The organism is Rhizorhapis sp. SPR117, from assembly GCF_021742065.1.
Genome location: NZ_JAKKIE010000001.1, coordinates 80,995 through 99,861, shown reverse-complemented (window position 1 = coordinate 99,861; position 18,867 = coordinate 80,995). Strand labels below are relative to the sequence as shown.

10 protein-coding genes are annotated in these 18,867 nt (G+C 62.7%); 3 read left to right on the top strand and 7 right to left on the bottom strand.

Annotation, left to right across the window (positions count from 1 at the left end; genetic code table 11):
- Positions 1-73: 73 nt before the first annotated feature.
- The 3 genes from L3X40_RS00400 to L3X40_RS00390 form a co-directional block, all read right to left on the bottom strand.
- Positions 74-400, bottom strand: coding sequence for a TraR/DksA family transcriptional regulator (locus L3X40_RS00400; RefSeq protein ID WP_092958512.1), 327 nt, complete (start codon positions 398-400; stop codon positions 74-76).
- Between the two features lie 76 nt (positions 401-476).
- Positions 477-713, bottom strand: a complete 237-nt coding sequence (locus tag L3X40_RS00395) for a hypothetical protein (RefSeq protein WP_092958514.1) — start codon at positions 711-713, stop codon at positions 477-479.
- 165 nt (positions 714-878) lie between these two features.
- Positions 879-1,508: a hypothetical protein gene (locus L3X40_RS00390; protein WP_237363768.1), complete on the bottom strand. Its 630-nt coding sequence runs from the start codon at positions 1,506-1,508 to the stop codon at positions 879-881.
- Between the two features lie 307 nt (positions 1,509-1,815).
- On the opposite strand from L3X40_RS00390, the gene L3X40_RS22480 reads away from it, so the two are divergent.
- The 3 genes from L3X40_RS22480 to L3X40_RS00380 all read left to right on the top strand — a co-directional run bounded on the left by L3X40_RS22480 (position 1,816) and on the right by L3X40_RS00380 (position 4,990).
- Positions 1,816-2,124, top strand: coding sequence for a DUF123 domain-containing protein (locus L3X40_RS22480; RefSeq protein WP_092958516.1), 309 nt, complete (start codon positions 1,816-1,818; stop codon positions 2,122-2,124).
- Between the two features lie 178 nt (positions 2,125-2,302).
- Positions 2,303-3,139, top strand: coding sequence for a universal stress protein (locus L3X40_RS00385; RefSeq protein ID WP_092958518.1), 837 nt, complete (start codon positions 2,303-2,305; stop codon positions 3,137-3,139).
- 411 nt (positions 3,140-3,550) lie between these two features.
- Positions 3,551-4,990, top strand: a complete 1,440-nt coding sequence (locus L3X40_RS00380) for a CYTH and CHAD domain-containing protein (RefSeq protein ID WP_237363764.1) — start codon at positions 3,551-3,553, stop codon at positions 4,988-4,990.
- A gap of 432 nt (positions 4,991-5,422) precedes the next feature.
- On the opposite strand, the gene L3X40_RS00375 is transcribed toward L3X40_RS00380, so the two are convergent.
- The 4 genes from L3X40_RS00375 to ppsA form a co-directional block, all read right to left on the bottom strand.
- Positions 5,423-6,385 carry a L,D-transpeptidase gene (locus L3X40_RS00375; protein WP_237363761.1) on the bottom strand — a complete coding sequence of 321 codons (963 nt, stop codon included), beginning with the start codon at positions 6,383-6,385 and terminating at the stop codon, positions 5,423-5,425.
- 238 nt (positions 6,386-6,623) lie between these two features.
- Positions 6,624-15,050, bottom strand: a complete 8,427-nt coding sequence (locus L3X40_RS00370) for a GH36-type glycosyl hydrolase domain-containing protein (protein WP_092958524.1) — start codon at positions 15,048-15,050, stop codon at positions 6,624-6,626.
- Between the two features lie 2 nt (positions 15,051-15,052).
- Positions 15,053-16,066 (bottom strand): universal stress protein, encoded by a 1,014-nt coding sequence (locus L3X40_RS00365; protein ID WP_092958526.1) that lies wholly within the window; start codon positions 16,064-16,066, stop codon positions 15,053-15,055.
- Positions 16,067-16,313: 247 nt separating this feature from the next.
- Positions 16,314-18,698, bottom strand: coding sequence for a phosphoenolpyruvate synthase (ppsA, locus tag L3X40_RS00360; RefSeq protein ID WP_092958528.1), 2,385 nt, complete (start codon positions 18,696-18,698; stop codon positions 16,314-16,316).
- Positions 18,699-18,867 lie beyond the last annotated feature (169 nt).

Here is an 18,867-nt window from a genome sequence, read left to right as displayed (position 1 = left end):
CAGCACTATAGTTCGGCGACCACCTGGGTCGTGAGGGGCCGCCATTCTGTTCACAGGATGCGAGGGACGGTTGTCACTGCTCGCTACGGGCGCACTCGATGCAAAGCGCCGCCTCGGGTCGGACCGCGAGGCGCGCGGTTGCGATGGCGGCGCCGCAACGGACGCATTCACCGTAGGTGCCCCTCTCGATCCTTTCGAGAGCGCGGCTCACGGATGCGATCTGGCGGTCGATGAGGGCGGCCTGACCCTCGAGCGCGGCATCGTCTTCCATTTCCACCGCCTGTTCGGAGAAATCGGCGTTCAGCGGTTCCGCGAGGTCGGTCTCGACCCGAGCCTGCCTGCCGCGAAGTTCGGCGAGTTGTTCTTCAAGCCGGGTCTTGACGGCGGCGAGGTCGCTCATTCGGTCGTTCCTTTACATGCGTACGCCGTCCACCGAGGGTCGGGCTAAGGGCGCGAAATTGCAGCGGGTAGGCCGCTCAGATGGCCTGCTTCAGGCGCTGGTATGCGGCGCGAAGTTCATTGCCGAGGCTTTGCAGCGCTGCCTTGATGCCTTCGCCGCTCTTGTGAAGACCAGCCTCCGCGACGAAGCGGTTCCACTTGGCTTCGATTTCTTCCCACTCTTGCTTTGTTTCCATGGTCCCGAGGTGGACCTGAACCTTGGCTTCGTCCCTGAGCTTGGCGAGATCCGTCTTCAGGTCATCAAGTGCGCTCATGTCATTTCTCCCTGGCCGGCAAAGCGCCGCAGCCTCATTTCACTACCGAACGAGGACAACGGACGCGCTACGTAATGCACCGGATGCCGGTCGCCACCAGCCTGCCGCCGCTTGTTCATCCGATGCGCGCATGGTGCCCAATTGTCTATCCCGCTCGGGGAGTGCCTAGCGCTTCGGAGGTTTGGGCTGCTGCAAGCGGATTGCGGCAAGCAGCGTGCCGAGTTGCTTTTGTGCTTCGGCGGCCTGGCTTTCGGGATAAGCGGCGGTCATCCGGCCGCTCCAGTAGCCATAGTTGACGGTCGTCAGGCTGAAATGCCAGGGCTGGTTGTCCCGCATCCCGGTAAAGGTGCCGCGATATGCGTCGAGGCGGCGTTGGTTGGGGATCTTCGTGGGGCCCTGCGAGAGCAGCGTCGGGGCCGAGAAATGGGACATCGTAGACTGCCGCATGATCTCATAATGATCATGCGCGGACATATCCTCGATGTGGACCACGGCGATGCGCACAACGATGCGGTCGCTACCCGTACCGAGCGGACGATCATAACCCACCGCGATATATTCGCCGCCAGGGTCGAAGGCACGCTCGCGCAGCCGGGTGAAGCCAGCGAACTCGGCCGGAAAGCGGAGGCCGCTTGCGGCGTGAACAAGAGTTGTTTCGTCAGCCGCGAGGACGAAGCCGTCCGGGATCTCGGCCGTGGCCGCGTCGGTCGCCGGCGGTTGCTCGGCTGCGATGGATGGCGTGGCCAGCAACAGGCTGCAAAAGGCAAGTGGTCGGAGAGCGGAAAATAACGTCACGGTGAGATCCTGGCTGGAAGGGCCTGCTGGCAGTGAATATTCCCCCGATATCGGCGGTAAGGCACAGGCGGAACTGGGAACTATACGTAGCGGCGCGCTGAGTGCCAAGCTTTGCCGGGTAATCGGGGAGTGGTCTTGTCAAGGTGCGGTATAACCGAGGTGGATACGGTGCTTGCAGGAACAGTAAAATCGTATTTTCCAGGATCCGTCTTGGTTAATCCGTCCACAATTTTGTCGGCGCCATCTACAGGCGGGGCCTATGCCTTGATGCTTGAGCTTGCCGAACCCGTGATCTTTTGTGGGTCGAATGAACCGTATCAATTTGCGCCCGGGCGCATATGTTTATGCCGGGAGCGCCTATGGCCCGGGCGGCATGAGAGCGAGGGCGGGTCGCCACTTTCGGAAAGGCGAGGTGATCCGATGGCACATCGTCCATCTGACCCGTTCGGCCGCGACGCTGCAGGCGATCCTGATCGAGGGCGGGACCGAATGTGATATCGTCAAAGCTCTGGTTGCTACCGGAGAATTTCGAATTCCCCTGCGAGGCTTCGGGAGCACCGATTGCAGGCGCTGTCGTTCCCATTTGCTCCAGTGGCGCACTGGAAGCTGCGGGTAAACGGGCGAGGACCAATTGGCCTGACCTTGCTTCAGGCATCTGTCCCATATGCGGAATACTGGCCCCAGGGGCGATCCAATCGCCCGGCAGATATGTGATGGGCGTCAGGCTCCGGAACTTTACGGATCGGTTGGTCGCTGGTCGTGTGCCACAGGAACGGGGAAGCTGGAGGAAAACGATGACCGTGCGAGATATTCTGCTGCAGGCCAACACGCATCCCGAGCCGACCCCGGAGTGGTCGATCGACAGGGTCAGGGAGCTTGCCGCTCGCCTTGGCGCCAGGGTGTCCCTTGGAGTTTGCCAGGTTCACATTCCTCGCGTCTCGAACTGGCTGGCGAACAAGCTTCTGAACATCGATGGCATGATCGCCGGCGAGAACAAGAAGAGCGCGGTCAATGCGGACGCGCTCATGGAAACCTTCAAGGCCAGGGTACCCGCCGATCAACTCGGCGAGACATTCGTCATAAACTGCCCGGGTACGGTGACCCATTGGCAGCTTGCCGTGCGGGCGAGGACCCATGATCTCACCGTCGTCCCGGTCTATGGGCATGCGGAGACGATCTCGGTAGCCGAGGGTCTAGTCTTCGAAAGCGGTCGTCCGGTTCTTCTACTGCCCGAGGTGACCGTGCCCGAGTTCAAGTTCGACAGGATCGCCGTCGCCTGGGATGGGAGCAGCGTCGCGGCGCGGGCCCTGTCCGACGCGATGCCGCTGTTGCGGCAGGCAAGTTCGGTGGCGATCGTGCAGATCACGGGTGAGAAGGATCTGTCGAAGGCTGCGGACCCGGCGGAGGCGGTCCGCAATCTGAAGCTCCACGGCATTGCGGCCGAGGTGGTGGCAGTCGAACTGGAAGAGCGCGATGCGGCGACAACGCTCCAGGCCTATTGCGAACGCGACGGCCGCGAACTGCTGGTCATGGGTGCGTTCGGGCACTCACGGGCGCGTGAGTTCGTGCTGGGGGGCGTGACGCGATCCGTTCTCGAAGCGCCGCAGCTGCCGATATTTATCTCGCACTGACCTTCAGAACCCTTGCGAGAAGACCTGGCACGTTGCTCATTTGCGGGGCTGGAAGGGCGCGGCCGCTTCCGGCCACACCGCGACCAATTCCGACACCCACTGTTCCGCCGCAGTGGACGGTGGCGGCTCGGGCCTCTTGAATTTCGCAAAGGGACCGGAAAGGCGGTGGTAGCCGAAATCGGTCTACCGCCCCGCATACAAGAAGCGATGCTCTATCGGCGTCTTGTCTATCAAGCGGTTCTGAAACGGCCCAGCTATTATCGGCCGGGGTCGCCGTCGTCCAAGATGGAACCCCCATCTTCGAAGCCGGATGTTCACCGTCATGCGCTATGAGTTTGCCGTGATGATACGATATCGACCGTGTGAAGCGCGAGCCGTTGCAAGAGGATATGCATGGCGGATGAAATAGAATTGAAGCTCGACCTGACGCCGGAGGCGGCGGATGCGCTCGAAGCCGCCACCGTGCTGCCGGGAGATCCCGGCATCGCCGAGCAGCGGTCAGTCTATTTCGATACGCTCGACCACCAGCTGTCGAAGACCGGGCTTTCGCTTCGCATCCGCCGTTCAGGCAGCAAGCGCCTCCAGACGATCAAGGCGGACGGTGCCAGCGCCGCCGGGCTGTTCGTGCGCTCTGAATGGGAACGCCCCGTCAGCAACGATACGCCGGTTCTCGACGACACGACACCAATCCGGGCGGTGCTCGGCGATGCGGCGGATGCCATTACCCCGGTGTTCGAGGTGCGGATCGAGCGGCGCACATGGATCATCAGCGAAGGCGGCGCGACGATCGAACTGGTGCTGGATAGCGGCGAGGTAGTGGCCGGCGAGAGAACCTCTCCGATCTGCGAGATCGAGTTGGAACTGAAGCAGGGCGACCCCGGCGCGCTCTTCGCGTTCGCCCGCCGCATCGACGCGGTCGCGCCCGCCCGTCTCGGCGTGCAAAGCAAGGCCGAGCGGGGCTATCGGCTCACCGGCCCAGCCCCGACGATGGTCAAGGCTGAGCTGGTGAAGCTCGCCGCCGGGATGACGGCGGCTGATGCGTTCCGGCATATCGCCCAGAGCTGCGTGCGGCAGTTTCGGTTGAATGAGGCGTTGCTGCTCGCTGGCCGGGACGCGGGCGCGCTGCACCAGGTGCGGGTGGCGCTGCGGCGTCTGCGCTCCGCCTTCTCGATCTTCAAGCCGGTGATCGGCGGAGATGCTCATACGCCACTGCGCGATGAACTGCGCTGGCTTGCCTCGGAACTGGCCAATGCCCGCAATCTCGACGTGTTGCTCGAACGCGCCAAACCTGGCGCGTTGCGTGACCGTATCGCGGCGTCGCGCGAGGCGGCCTATGACGCCGTCGGAGAGGTACTGGCGTCGGCGCGCGTGCGGGCGTTGATGCTCGACCTGGCGGAATGGGCCGCAAGCGGCGACTGGCAGGGCGCGCCCGACACCATGACGGCCCCCGATCAGCCGGCGCGCGACTTCGCGATCTCCGCGCTCGACCGGTTTCGACGCAAGGTGAAGAGGGACGGGCGCGATCTCGCCCATATCGAGGACGAGGCCCGCCACGAGGTTCGCAAGGATGCCAAGAAGCTGCGCTATGCCTCGGAATTCTTCACAAGCCTGTTCGACCGCAAGCGCGAGCGGCGGCGGCACAAGAAGTTCGTCGCGGCGCTGGAAGGCCTCCAGGACAAGCTCGGCGCGCTCAACGATCTTGCGACCGCGCCGCAGCTATTGGAGCAACTTGGCCTTGCCGATGATCCCGATGCCGCCCGGCTGCTGGCCGGCGGTAAGCGCAAAGCGCTGCTGGAGGCGGCCGCCGAGGCCCATGAGGATCTGATCGACGTGAAGCGCTTTTGGCGCTGAGCGCCGATCGTTGAAGAATTGCGTACTACCTGTTCCGATTGGCGATCGTGAGCGTTCCTGTGATGCGGGCCTTCCGCGCTGGGGACGCTCGATGCTCAATCTCGTCGCCCGCTTCAGGTCGCGGTCCCAATCGGCGGATGAACGTCACGCGGCGCGATCCAATCGAACAGCGGTCGCTCCACAGCCCTTCACGATCCGCAACTGCGCCAGCGCCTGCTTGTCCGCTACAGCATTGAACGGCTTGTCATCGAGACATGATGAACGAGGACAAAGCCTGATAGCCGCTCCACAAGAGGGGTAGGGTCGATGCCGCTGCCAGAAACACGCATTCGATTTCGAGAACTGTGGGGCGGCGCATCATTCAGCTTTTCAACTGCCGAGTGGCAATATTGCGCAGTCCGCTTCGTGCCGGATATGCCTCCATGACGAGCATTATTCTGGATCCTCACCCGTGATCACGGTGACCGGCGCGCCCGTGCTTCCACTCTGCAAGCTATCCGCTGTCACAATAAGCGTGCTTCCCGGCTTGAGGATCGTCAAAAGATTCTGGCGGAACTCCTCGGGCAGTGTCAGCCGCTCACGCTCCTGTCGGGATACTTCGCCCGCCCGGGCGCTCCCGAGCAAGGGCAGATACATCCAATGTGTTCCGTGTTGGTCGATGGAGGAAAGCGTGAAGGCCTGCAGCCCCGAGATCCGTCCGCGGATCGCGATGGGCGTGGAGCCGATCTCGATCCCATTGCGCAAGACCACGGCCCGCTCGTCGGAAGCGCTGAGAATGATGGAGACCGGGCCGGTGGGCGCTTTTTCCGGTTGCCAGGTCGTGGAGAACGCGCTCTCGAATGATGAGGACGAACTTCCTTTGCCTTCCAGTACATCCGGGGCCGGAGCAAAACGCGGAATATCCGCTGATTGGGTAATGATCACCGTCAATCCGAGCTGGGTGACTCCGTAGAGGTGCTCAGCGAAGGCCAGGGGCAGCCGTATGCAGCCATGCGATGCAGGATAGCCTGGGAGATTGCCGGCATGCATGGCGATGCCGCTCCAGGTGAGCCTTTGCATGTACGGCATAGGCGCATCATCGTAGAGGTTTGATTTGTGATCGACCTTCTTCTGCAGGATCGTGAAAATCCCCGTCGGCGTCTCATGGCCGGCAGTACCTGACGATATGGTCGAAATCCCGATCAGGACACCGTTGCGGTAAACATAGGCGCGCTGCTTGCTGAGGCTGACGACGATGATGACGGGGCCTTCCGGAGCGGCTTCGGGCGCCCAGAGAAATTGTCCCGGTTGCAGGTTCTGGGCGGTTGCTGCGATCGAGCCTTCATCAAGCCTTGCCTGGGCGAATGCCGGCGGAATTGCCAAACCAAACGCGCTCATCGTTGCGGTTGCCAGCAAGGAACGGCGCGTGAGGTGCGAGGCTGAGCCTATTGTCATTCTACATCTCATTCATGGAACAATGCGTGGGCAGGGGATGAAACAAAGCAGATGGAAGATCGTCGACCAAAGCTGGTGCCGGCTCATAGCTATAAGGGCAAACACTATATGGTCGGGGAGCGTGGAAAGCATTTCAAGCACCAAGCCGGAATTGGTAGATTACCGGATGGCGTGTGAGGGAGGCGATGTGTGCCTGACGTCACGCGGGTCGAGCAAGCCGCACGAGGACGTTGCGCGTTGCCCCGTCTTCAGGGAACGGAACTCCGGGCGCATGCCAATCCGCGCCATCGACGAATATCCGCGCTTCCTGATCGAGATCGTGATCAACCTGCAGCGTCACGGCAATAGTTGCGGCCCCGCGACGGAAGGTCATCTCCGCTCGATCCCAATCTCGCGGCAAGCTCGGGCGGATCTGCAATTCATTCTGGATGAGCCGTACGCCAAGGATTTCCTCGACGGCCAGGCGCCACGTCCAGGCGGCCGCACCGGTGTACCAGGTCCATCCCCCGCGACCCAGATGAGGGGCCACACCCGCAATGTCGGCAGCAACCACATAGGGTTCGGTCCGGTAATGTTCCGCAGACTCTCGGGTTGATGTGTGCCGGATCGGATTGATTCGGTCGAACAGAGACATAGCGCTGTCGCCATCGCGCGTGCGCGCAACGGCGATGGCGAGCCAGGCTGCGGCATGGGTGTATTGGCCGCCATTTTCACGAATGCCGGGCGGATAGGCCTTGATGTAGCCCGGTTCGCGCGGTGTTCGGTCGAAGGCGGGGTCAAGGAGCCGGATAATGTTGTCATCATCCCGGACGAGGTGTTTTCTCGCTGATGCGATAGCCTTCTCCGTCCGCTCAGGATCACCGGCGCCCGAAAGTATGGACCAGGACTGCGCGATCGAATCGATGCGGCACTCCTGCTCTTGGGATGTACCCCAGGCCCGGCCGTCATCGTCGAATGCGCGCAGATACCATTCGCCGTCCCATGCGGATCGTTCGACGGCGGCCGCGAGAGAGTCGGCGCGCCCGTTCCAGCGATCACGAAACCCGGTTTGATTTTCGTCGAGGCAGTGCCGCGTGAAATTTCGGATGGTCGCGATGATAAACCAGGCAAGCCACACGCTTTCACCGTGTCCCCGGCTACCCACGCGGTCCATGCCGTCATTCCAGTCGCCGGCACCGATCAAGGGAAGCCCATGAGGTCCGAGACGATAGGCATGCGAAAGCGCCCGTTCGCAGTGGTTGAAAAGGGACCCGGTGTATGTGCTGACGTCAAAACGCGCATAGCGGTCGCCTTCATCGGCCGCGAGCGGCGGCGCTTGCAGATAGGAAATCCGCTCTGCAAGAATCCCCGTATCGCCTGTGGCCTCCACATAATGTGCCACGGCATAAGGGAGCCAGACGAGATCGTCCGAGCACCGGGTCCTTACGCCCCGATCAAAGGGCGGATGCCACCAGTGGAGGACATCACCTTCCTCGAACTGATGGGCGGCCGCGGCGAGGATATGGCGCCGCGTTGCTGCTGGATCGACGTGCACCTGCGCGAGGACATCCTGGAGTTGATCGCGGAATCCGAATGCTCCGCTTGCCTGGTAGAAGCCGGCGCGGGCGCGCACGCGGGCGCTGATTGACTGGTGGGGGAGCCAGCGGTTGACCATGAGGTCAAAGGCAGGGTCGGGTGTCGTGACCTGGACGCGGCTTAGCCTTTCGTCCCAGGCGGCGGCACAGGCGCTGGCGGCAGCTTCGATGTTCGCTGGATCCTGCCAGTAGTGCACGAGTTCACGAGCGTGATCCCAATTCTCGCCTTGTCCGAGAACGAAGCAGACATCCGCGGTTTCATCGGCCGGAATGTCGAGATGGACCTGAAGGGCCGCGCAGCAATCGTCGGCGGCGGCAGCCGGCCTGTTTCCGAGATCCCAGCTCAAAAGTGCTCCCGGGCGTGCGGGATCGGATTGGCCGCCCTCGAAATCCTGGCGAGAGGTCGTGAAGCTGTGGACCGGAAGCGTGCTAGCCAGGAAGGCTACCCGATCACCGAATTCCTCGGTCCAGGGATTCCTCGCTAGAATTGCGTGGCAGGACGGATCGTAATCGCATGTGCGCAGAGGTGCCTGTTCGCCGTGGACTGCGCCGAGCAGCCATTCCGCATAATAGGTCGCCGTGAGGCGGCGAGGGCCTGGCGTGAGGTTGCGCAAGCGCAGGTGGACCAGTTTAACGGACGCAGTGGTGGGAACGAAGACCGAGAGCTCCTGTTCAAGTCCCTCGCTGCTCTTCCGCCATGTGGTTTGGCCCGGGCCGTGCTGAACTTGACATGCCGAATGCCTGCCTGCCGGCAAAGGCGTGGGGGTCCACAGGCGGACATTTTCTTCGTCGCGCAGGTAAAGTCGTTCGCACTGGGGGTCGCGGATGGGATCGTTGAACCAGGGCGTGAGCCTGTTCTCACCGCTGTTGGTCGCCCAGGTGAACCCCAGCCCGCCTTCGGTCACGATCGTACCGAAGGCGTCGTTGGCGAGGACGTTCGACCAGGGCGCCGGAGTGGTGGCGCCGGGCTCCAGACAGATGACATAGTCTCCGCTATCGGGAGCAAAACCACCCCAGCCATTGTCGAATTGCAGATCGGACGGCCTCGGCAGCGGAGAGGAGGAATGTGTCGCTGCCGTGCCATCTACGGGGGTGAACGACGGCCCCTGGTGGCATGGCTGCTCCTGGCGGGTGAGTTGATCGCCGAGTGGTCCGCCGCCCTCGTCGAGGATCACCCGCGAAACCCGATCGAGGAGCGCCGCGCGTTCGCCATCGCTGGGCCCGATACCGATCACATGGATACCACCGTTCGTCCCGAGGCGATCCTGGGCGTTCTGGTCTCTGAGCACCTCCAGAAGCTGCTCGCGAACAGGCTCGATATAGCCTGACGTTCCTTCGTGGGTGATCACGAGATCCACGCTTATTCCCCGTTGCCGCCAGAGCGCCTGCACCGAGATGACGAAACGCAGAAGACCGGTTTGTTCCGCGGTTCCGGCGCGCAGCAGCAGCACGGGGTGGTCACCCGAAATGCCAAGTGCCCAAAGATCGCCACGGCGGAATCCGTGTGACGCAGATCGCGGAAGGTTGGTGCGGGCAGAGATGAGGAAGGAGAAGAGTTCCTGTGCTTGCGGTACCAACGCTGGCGCCAGGCCGAGGGCGTGCATGTCGCGCGCTGTTGCGGTCACGGCATCGCTGACGGCCCACTCGAGTGAAGCGAGGGTTGTGTAGCGTTCGGCGATATCGAGCGCGGACTGGCGGGACGCGGCGGCGATTGTCACAAAGGCGAGTTCGCGCCGGCCATGCGGCGGAAGTTCGATCCTGAGCCTGACTGCACAAACCGGATCGAGCGTCCATCCCAGCGTTCCGCTGAGCGCTTCTCCTTCCATCCCGGCCAGTCGGCTGGCGCTGCCGTAGCGGCCGAGGAAAGCCCTGCGATCGGCCTCCACGCCAAGGCGCGTGAAGCCATCGTCATCGCCGATCACCCGATGGAGCATGACGGGAGGTTTCTCGGCGGGATTTCGGGGGCGCCGGGTGAACAGCAGCCCGTCACCACCCGGCAGTGCTTCCGCGCCGACGAATAATTTGCTGAAAGCAGGATGGCGCGCCGCGTCTTGGGCCGGCGCCAGCACGATCTCGGCGTAGCTGGTGATTTCGATGATGCGAGGACGGTCTTCTTCATTGACGAGGCTGAGGCGCCGGATCTCGAGGTCATCACCATTGGCGATGGTGATCGTCGTTGTGGCCGAGAGGCCATGTGCACGCCGATGGAATTCGACCTGATGGGCGTGGAAAACCACCTGTGGCGGCTCTTCCGGTTGAGGAAATGGGCCTCCCGTCGCCGTCCAGACATCGCCGTCGTCGATGTCTCGCAGATAGAGCCAATGGCCCGCCTCCGGATCGCCGGGGGCAACCCTGGTGAGCGCATTCTGGTTCCAGCCGATGCTTCCGGCGCCGTCCGTGCGGATTCGGGTTGAGAGGCGACCATTCCCGAGGACCTGCCAGGCAGGATTGCCGTAACGGCGGTTTGGCGTCCAGCTGTAGAGCCCCGGAATTGCGCTCTCGGGCGTGGCTTGCGGTTCCCGGAACTCGACCCGTCCAATTTCGGGAGGCAGCTCCCACGGAATGCGCTCGTTGAGGAGGAGATCGACGGTTCGCACATGAGGGTCTGTGTGGAACCAGCGGACATGCAGGTTCTCGAACAGGACATTGCCAAGGGCTCCGAGGCTCATGCCATGGTGGTGCGCCATGTAGGAGCGCACGAGGGCGAACCGCTTTCCGGTCGGCACGCGCTCGGGCGTGAAGTCGATGGCCTCATAGAAGCCGTAGCGGCCGATGACGCCCAGCTCCTCAAGCACCTTGAGATTTCGTACGGCGACTGCGGGGCGTGTCGTCAGAGCAAGGACGGTTGCATAAGGGGCGACGACGAGATCACGGCCCAGGCCACGCTGCAGCCCGAGTTCCGGGACACCGAAGGCGTGGTATCGATAGACACGGTCCTGGCTCATCGAGGCAAATGACGACTCGGAAATTCCCCAGGGGATCGCCTGCGATCGACCGAACGCGATCTGGATGTCGATCGATGTGCGATCGCTCATGCCGAGAAGAGTGGTCGGATCGCTGTGCAGGAAGATATTCGGCATGAGGTATTCGAACATCGAACCGTTCCAGGACACCAATGCCAGTCCGGTATCCTTCCTGGTGATCGGGCGGCCCAGGTGGAACCAATGCTCCGGCGCTATGTCGCCCTTGGCGATCGAGAAATAGCTGGCAAGTCGGGCCTCGCTGGCCAGGAGGTCATAGTGATGGGGATCGATACGATCGGCGCTGAGATTGTAGCCGATGTGGAAGAGCCGGGTGGCGGGATCGAAGAGCAGCGCAAAATCCATCTCGTGGGCGAGTGTGGTCGCGCGGTGGGCGAGGCTCTCCAGGCGATCGGAAAGATCCTGCGCGGCCAGGCGGCCCTCCGCGATCGAAGCGCGGAGATCCTGTATCCATTCCCGGACGGCATCAGGAGCCGCATCTCGTGAGAAGGCGTCGAGGGCGTCGAGGGCTTGCGCCTCCCCGGCGCCAACCGGCGATGTCACGCCGTAGGTCATCAGATTAGCGATGCTGGCCGCGATTTCGGCGCAGCCTGCCAGCGGAGATGCAAGTCGCTCGGTCCAGGGGGCAAAGATACGAAGATCACGCCGCATGCCCAGCAGATGATGCTCCAGCCGCTCAAGCCAGGTCTGAACGTCCCGAAGGGCGGCGATATTGTTCTCGGCAACGCTCTCGGCAAGCAAGCCGGCCTGTTCTCGCAGCCTTTCCATGTCGATCGTGATCAGATCTTCGATCGCCCAGATCCATTCGGGTTCATTGTCCCAGGCGTGCTCGGCGGTTTGACGCATGGTAGCGAGAGTGGTGCGGATTCCTTGAGCCGCCTCCGAATCGAGTGCATCCAGCGCCCCGGCGAGCAGGCCGATGGTGTCTTCGAGCCCATGCCACAGATCGAGGCCAACCGGTGGTGCGTTACGCGCATCGCGCAGAGCTTGCGTGACGGTGATCAGGCTAACCGCCAGATTGCCGCTATCGACGGTTGAGACGTACCGGGGCTCGAGAGCGGCCAGCGTTCTGGTCTCGTACCAGTTGAGAATATGGCCTCGATAGCGTTCGAGGCGATCGATCGTGTCGAGTGCGTTGCGCAGGCGCATCTCGAGTTCATTGAGGCCGATATGTCCGAACCGCCAGGCGGTCAGGGATGAGATCAGCATCATGCCGATGTTGGTTGGGGAGGTACGGTGCGCGGTCTCTTCGTTCGGCGGTTCCTGATAATTGTCGGGAGGGAGCCAGTTGTCCTCCGGCCGCACGAAAGTTTCGAAAAAGAGCCAGGTGCGGCGCGCCACAAGCCGGAGGAACTTCCTGTCCGCTTCGGAGATGGTTTCCGTGCGCCGGGGGAGAATGCGGCTGATCGAAATCGCAACTTCTGGCGCAACAAACCAGAGCAGCAGCACAGGTGCGGCGGCCGGCAAGGCGGCAGGGGCGATCATGACAATGGCGCCAGCAACAAGCACTGCGAGCACTGGAGACGCGGCCATATCACGCCAGGCGGCGAGCCGGGGATGCCGGGCGGCGATGCGGCCCGCCATATGTGCAGCCGAGGTCCATTCGAGCCTCTTTCGCCCCGATCGCAGCCGCCAGAGGGTGACGAAGATCGCGTGGAGCGCGATAAATGAGTCGCTGACGAGGAACGTGATCGCCAGCGCCCATCGGCCGAGCTGATCTGCTTGTTGCCGAAGAACGCGTTGCATGACACCGCGCCGACGGCCCCGGGCGACGCCGGTGACGAGATCGGTGAAGAGATAGGCGGCGGGCGCAGCAAGTGCGAGGAGCGTCCATACCCAGGGCTGCCCATGGAGCAGGAACCAGCCGCCCAGCAGAAGCGCGACGATGCTGAAGGGGATCAGACTGCGGCGCAGATTGTCGAATATCTTGAGGCGGTCGAGCCAGCCGAGCCGGTTGCGGAGCCAGCGTCCGTCGCGGCCGGGTACGAAGGGAAACAGCCACGGCAGGATTTGCCAGTCGCCGCGCACCCAGCGGTGCCATCGCCACGCGAAATCGAGGTAGCCGGTCGGGAAGCTCTCGTAGACGATGATATCGCTCGCCAGCGCTGCGCGGCCATGCAGGCCCTCGAACAGATCATGACTGAGCAAAGTGTTCTCAGGGGCGCGGCCATCGAGACTGCGCTCGAAAGTGGCGACCTCATAGATGCCCTTTCCGACGAAGACACCGGAGCCAAGGAGGTCCTGGTAGACGTCCGATACGGCGCGCGAATAGATGTCGATCGCCGTGTCTCCGCCATAAAAGCGGGAGAAGAGCGACTGACCGGTCGTGTCCGGCGCCAGCTCAACGCGAGGCTGGATGATCGTGTAGCCGCGTTCCACGCGACCTGAAGCGGGATCGAAACGGGCTTTGTTGAGCGGATGCGCGAGCGTGCCGACCAATCGGCGAACGACCCCGTGCGGGAGACGGGTGTCGGCATCGGCGGTCACGACGAAGCGACATTTGCGCAGGGCGTCGATCCGACCGGCGATCACGCTGAAAGGCGTGGAAATCCCATGGAGGATGTACGCATTGAATTGTTCAAGTTTGCCGCGTTTGCGTTCCCAGCCCATCCAGGATCCCTGTGTCTCATTGTAGAGGCGAGGCCGGTGGAGCAGGTGAAACGGACCGTCGCCCCGGGCGCCCGGGTAGCGCTTGTTGAGCTCGTCCACACCCGAGACCAGCGCCTGCGTAATGTCGTCATCGGTCGGCATGTCCTCAGCATCTGCGTCCGCGAAGTCGCTGAGCAGGACGAACTGGAGAGCTGTATCGGAATTTGCCAGTCGATGCGCCTCAAGCCGTTGCAGGAGGGAAGGGATGTCGGAGGCGTTCGCAACGAGGACAGGCATGGCGATGGCAGTGGCGCAGTCCTTGGGGATTCCTTTCTTGAATTCGAGCTTGGGGAGGACCCGTGGAGGGACGATCTGGGTCACGAGCCAGTTCACGAACGTGATGCTCAGGATCGACGCAGGGAGGAGCGTCAGGGCGATGCCGAGCAGCCAGGAGCCGATCGAGGCCTCTGTTGACGCGAGATAGGCGGCTGGCACGGCGAAGGCGGTGAGTCCTGCCAAGAGTAAAGCGCACGCGTAAAGGACGCCAGGGTAACGGCGTATGCGGCGCAGCATCGAACCCAAAGTCCAGGGGCGCGGATCGATGGCATCTGAAAAGAAGGCCCGCCCTTCGTCGATCAACCAATAGCCGACATGACCCGAGGGCGAGTTCTCGCTGCTATGGCACTGACGCAGGGCTCGCTCCGCAACCTCCCATTCCGCCAACTGTGACTGCGACGCAAGTTGCTCTACGGCGTGACGGTATCGGTCGCGGGTGTCGAAATCCATGCGCGGATAGACCCCGGCCGGATCGCGCCTGAGGATCGCCTCGACCCGGCTCGTTCGATCGAAAAAGTCATTCCACTGGATGGTCGCGATAACCGCCAGGTTGGCGATTGCGCGCGCTACATATTCTGTATCGTCGAATGCCGCTGCGCAGGCGTCCGGGGTCTCGACGATCTGGAACGGTGGCTCAACATCGGGGAAAAGGCGACTGAACGCGGTGACCAGAAGCTCCAGGCAGACGATGCGGAGCATCGTCGGGAAGGCCCAGATTTCAGCGATGCTGAGCGGCATCTGCTCCTGATAGCGGTCGACATAATGGACCGCCGTGTTCAGCGATACCTGAAGGTGGGAAGCCTGCAGGAGCGAGTGGGCCAGTTGATGGATGCGCGGGCGCGCGAGGCCGCCTTCGCCGAGGCCTGGCAGTTTCGCGTAGAATTCCTGCGGAAGATCCTCACGGATCTGGAGGATGGCTCGCTGGATCTGATAATCATTGTCTAGCAGCCACTCGGCCGCCGAACTGGCCTGTGGTTCGGCCTTGCCCGCAGCGAGCCGCGCCCTGGTCAACCACCCTTTCATCGCATCAAGGCGGTTCCAGGCCATGAGGGGGGCCGAGCGGCTGATCAGGCCCGTGAACTGGTGGCGGGCCGCAGTGTCCGCGGCGGCCCCGCTGATGGGATCGCGTTCCTCGAGATCGGCCATGATCAGCCCAGGCCGCCGACCGGCAACCGGAGCCTTTCGTGCACAGTTGGGAGGGATGTCTGCGCCGGGCGAACTGTGGTCGGCAGAACGAGCATCGGTACGCTGCAGTGCGTCATCAGGTAGGAGGCGACCGTGCCATAGGGAACGTCCGCCACATGCTCGCGGCTATGGCCACGGGCTGACATCACGGCGAGATCCACGGCTTCCTTTTGGATCAACTCGTTGAGCGCCTCGCGGACATCGTCTGCGCGGGTGGACAGGATGCGAACGCGAAGGCCGGTCGCTGTCAGGTTGGATTTAACCCGCTGAAGATAGCTGCACGCGGCCTGTTCGTTGCGCTCGATGAGACTTTGGCGAAGCTCCTTGTCTTCCATTTCCAGCGGCCGTGCCTCGATCATTTCGGGGGCAGGGACGACATGGGCGAGGAGGATCTCTGCGTTGGCGGCGCGCGCAATGCGTGCGGCCAACGGCAGCACGCTCTCCGCCCAGCGGGAACCGTCAAGTGGTACGAGAATTCGCTGGTAGCTCTGGTCCGGCGCTTGAGCCTCGACGGGGACGAGCAGAATGGGGCTGGGCGCGTGGGCCAGGATTTTCTGAGCGGTGCCGCCTATTCCGGTCTTGCCCAACTCCTTCCTTCCGCGCCTTCCCAGCACGATCAGGTCATCGCTGCGTTCGCCGATGAAGCGACAGATCTCCTCTGCCGTTTGTCCTTCGGCGAGTTCGATCGTGGTATGGGGCGTTGGCGTTCGAGCAGCGTTGGCGCATCGATCCAGCGCGCGCAATGCTTCCCGGCGCCGAAGATTCCACTCTATAGGATCGGGGCGCACGTCAGGAGACGCCTCGGCGTCGAGAACCTGAAGGAGTGTTACCGGGAAATCGAGTGCGTCCGCGAGCGCAGCGGCGTGCGGATAGACCCAGGCATTGCGATCCGCGCAGTCGATACAGGCAACGATGCCTGGGTCGCAAGCGGGAGGGTGGGGGCGGGAGGGGAGAGAAAATGCAGCGACAGCAGACATGGGACACGACCTCCAGTTGCCGTTCGTCCCCCGGCGATCGGCGGCTTTGAGTGCGGCGGACCCTTTTGGTGCGCTGCGTGGACCAGCTCTTGCTCCCTGCCGATTCGAGCCAGTGTGGGGCACGCTATCGGGGCCAGTCGGGGGATGACATTAGGGCTTTTACGAATAGGGATGGCTGGGGGTGGAGGAACCGAACCGGCGTGGCGGCAAATGCCGCGACACACACGCCGGTCAGGCAAGTCGGAGATCAGCTCGTCGAGAGACCCTCAGCTGCCGAGACGGCTTGTACTGTCCGTACGAAGCTGTCCGGGTTCAGCGATATGGAGTCGATACCCTCAGCAACGAGGAAAGCAGCGAAGTCGGGATGATTGCTCGGTGCCTGGCCGCAAATGCCGATCTTGATGCCGGCCGCGTGAGCCTTTCGAATGGCCTCGGCGATCATCAGCGTAACGGCCTCGTTGCGCTCGTCGAACAAGCTGGCCAGAAAGCCCGAATCGCGATCGACGCCAAGCACCAGCTGGGTGAGGTCGTTTGACCCGATTGAAAAGCCGTCGAAGCGCGTGGCGAACTGCTCGGCCAGGATGACGTTCGAGGGAATCTCGCACATCATATAGATTTGGAGGCCGTTCTCGCCGCGGCGCAGGCCGTTCTCGGCCATGGCTTCGAGTACGCGATCGGCTTCGGCCGGGGTGCGGCAGAACGGGACCATCACGATGACGTTGCGGAAGCCCATGGTTTCGCGCACCCGTTTGAGGGCGCGGCACTCGAGCGCAAACCCTTCGCGATAGCGTTCGTCATAATAGCGCGAAGCGCCCCGGAATCCGAGCATCGGATTCTCTTCCTCGGGTTCGAAAACGTCACCGCCTACAAGGTGGGCGTACTCGTTGGTCTTGAAGTCGCTGAGGCGAACGATGGCGGGGTGCGGGTGATAGGGACTTGCGAGCTTGGCGATGCCGCGAGCGAGGACATCGACGAAATAGTCGGACGGATGCGCGTATCCGCGTGTGAGGTCCCGGATCTGGCGCTGGACTTCCGGGCTCGTCCGCTCGGGATGGACGAGCGCCATGGGATGGACTTTGATGTGGGCGTTGATGATGAATTCCATACGGGCAAGGCCGACGCCCTTTGCGGGCAGCCTCCACCACTGGAACGCGGCTGCCGGGTTCGCGATATTGACCATCATGTCGGTCCTGGTGGCCGGCAGGGCGCCGATATCGACGTCGGCCACCGAGAAATCGAGGATGCCGTCGTAGATCGTGCCGACGTCGCCGTCGGCGCAACTGATCGTGATATCCTGGTTTTCGGCGATGACCTCGGTGGCGTTGCCTGTACCGACGATCGCGGGCACGCCAAGTTCGCGGCTGACGATGGCGGCATGACTGGTGGTGCCGCCGTGGTTGGTCACGATGCCCGCGGCCCGCTTCATAATGGGAACCCAGTCGGGATCGGTCGTCTCGGTTACGAGGATCGATCCGTCGCGGAACTGTTCGATGTCGGCGGCGGTGCGGATCACGCAGGCCTTGCCGGCGGCGATGGCGGTGCCGATGGCGGCGCCGGTCGTGATCGCGGCGCCTTTCGATTTGAGGCGGTAATGCCGGAAGGTGGTGGCGCTGGATTGTGCCTGGACCGTCTCGGGCCGGGCCTGGACGATGTAGAGTTCGCCTGTCTCGCCATCTTTCGCCCACTCCATATCCATCGGGCGTTGATAATGGTCCTCGATCGCGACAGCCCAGCGGGCGAGCTGGAGGATATCGGCATTGTCGAGCACGAAGGACCGGCGTTCCTGCACGGTCGTCTCGACGATGCGCGTGCGGTGGCTTCCGCCCTCGCCATAAACCATGCGGAAGGCTTTGCCGCCGAGCTCCTTGTCGATGATCGGCTCGTTTTCCGGCTGCGCGAGAAGCGGCTTGAAAACGACATATCTGTCCGGATTGACGGTCCCCTGAACCACGGTTTCACCAAGGCCCCAGGCGGCACTGATGACGATGGCGTTGGGGAATCCGGTTTCGGTGTCGATCGAGAACATGACGCCCGAACCGGACAAATCCGAACGCACCATCTGCTGGATGCCGATCGAAAGGGCGACTTCGAGATGATCGAAGCCTTTCGCTTCACGGTAAGCGATCGCCCGGTCCGTGAACAGCGAGGCGAAACAGCGCCGGCAGGCATCCTGAAGTGCAAACTGCCCTTTCACGTTCAGGAAGGTTTCCTGTTGACCCGCGAAACTCGCATCGGGAAGGTCCTCGGCCGTGGCGCTGCTGCGCACGGCGACGGCAGGCCGGTCAATTCCCACCCTGCGACCGAGTTCCGCGTAGGCGGCCAGGATATCTTGCGCGACATAGGAAGGGATTGCGCCCTCCAGGAACAGGCGACGAATGGCTTGTCCGGTTTCCTGCAGCGTGCATTTCCCCGAATGGAAAGCGGCAAGATGTTGGGTGATCCGCGGCGCAAGCTGGTTGTCATGAACAAATGCGCGATAAGCCTCAGCGGTTGTAGCGAAACCCGATGGCACCTTGACGCCCTTTTGAGAAAGAGCCGCCGTCATTTCGCCCAGAGACGCATTCTTGCCGCCAACGGCCGGCACGTCGGCGATGGCGATTTCCTCGAACCACAGGATCAATGGCTTGGGCATGGCTTTCCTCCAGCTTGGGCATGGCGCCAGGCGAGCTGCCGCCTTGATCGCCTCGTTTTCGGGGCAACCATCGCCGGGCAGGAGGTGAGGGTCATTACGTAAGGGTCCTATGCGTGGGTTGCACAGGAGGGTCCGTTGGTCAGGGCGCCATCGGAGGTCTTCGCGGGTT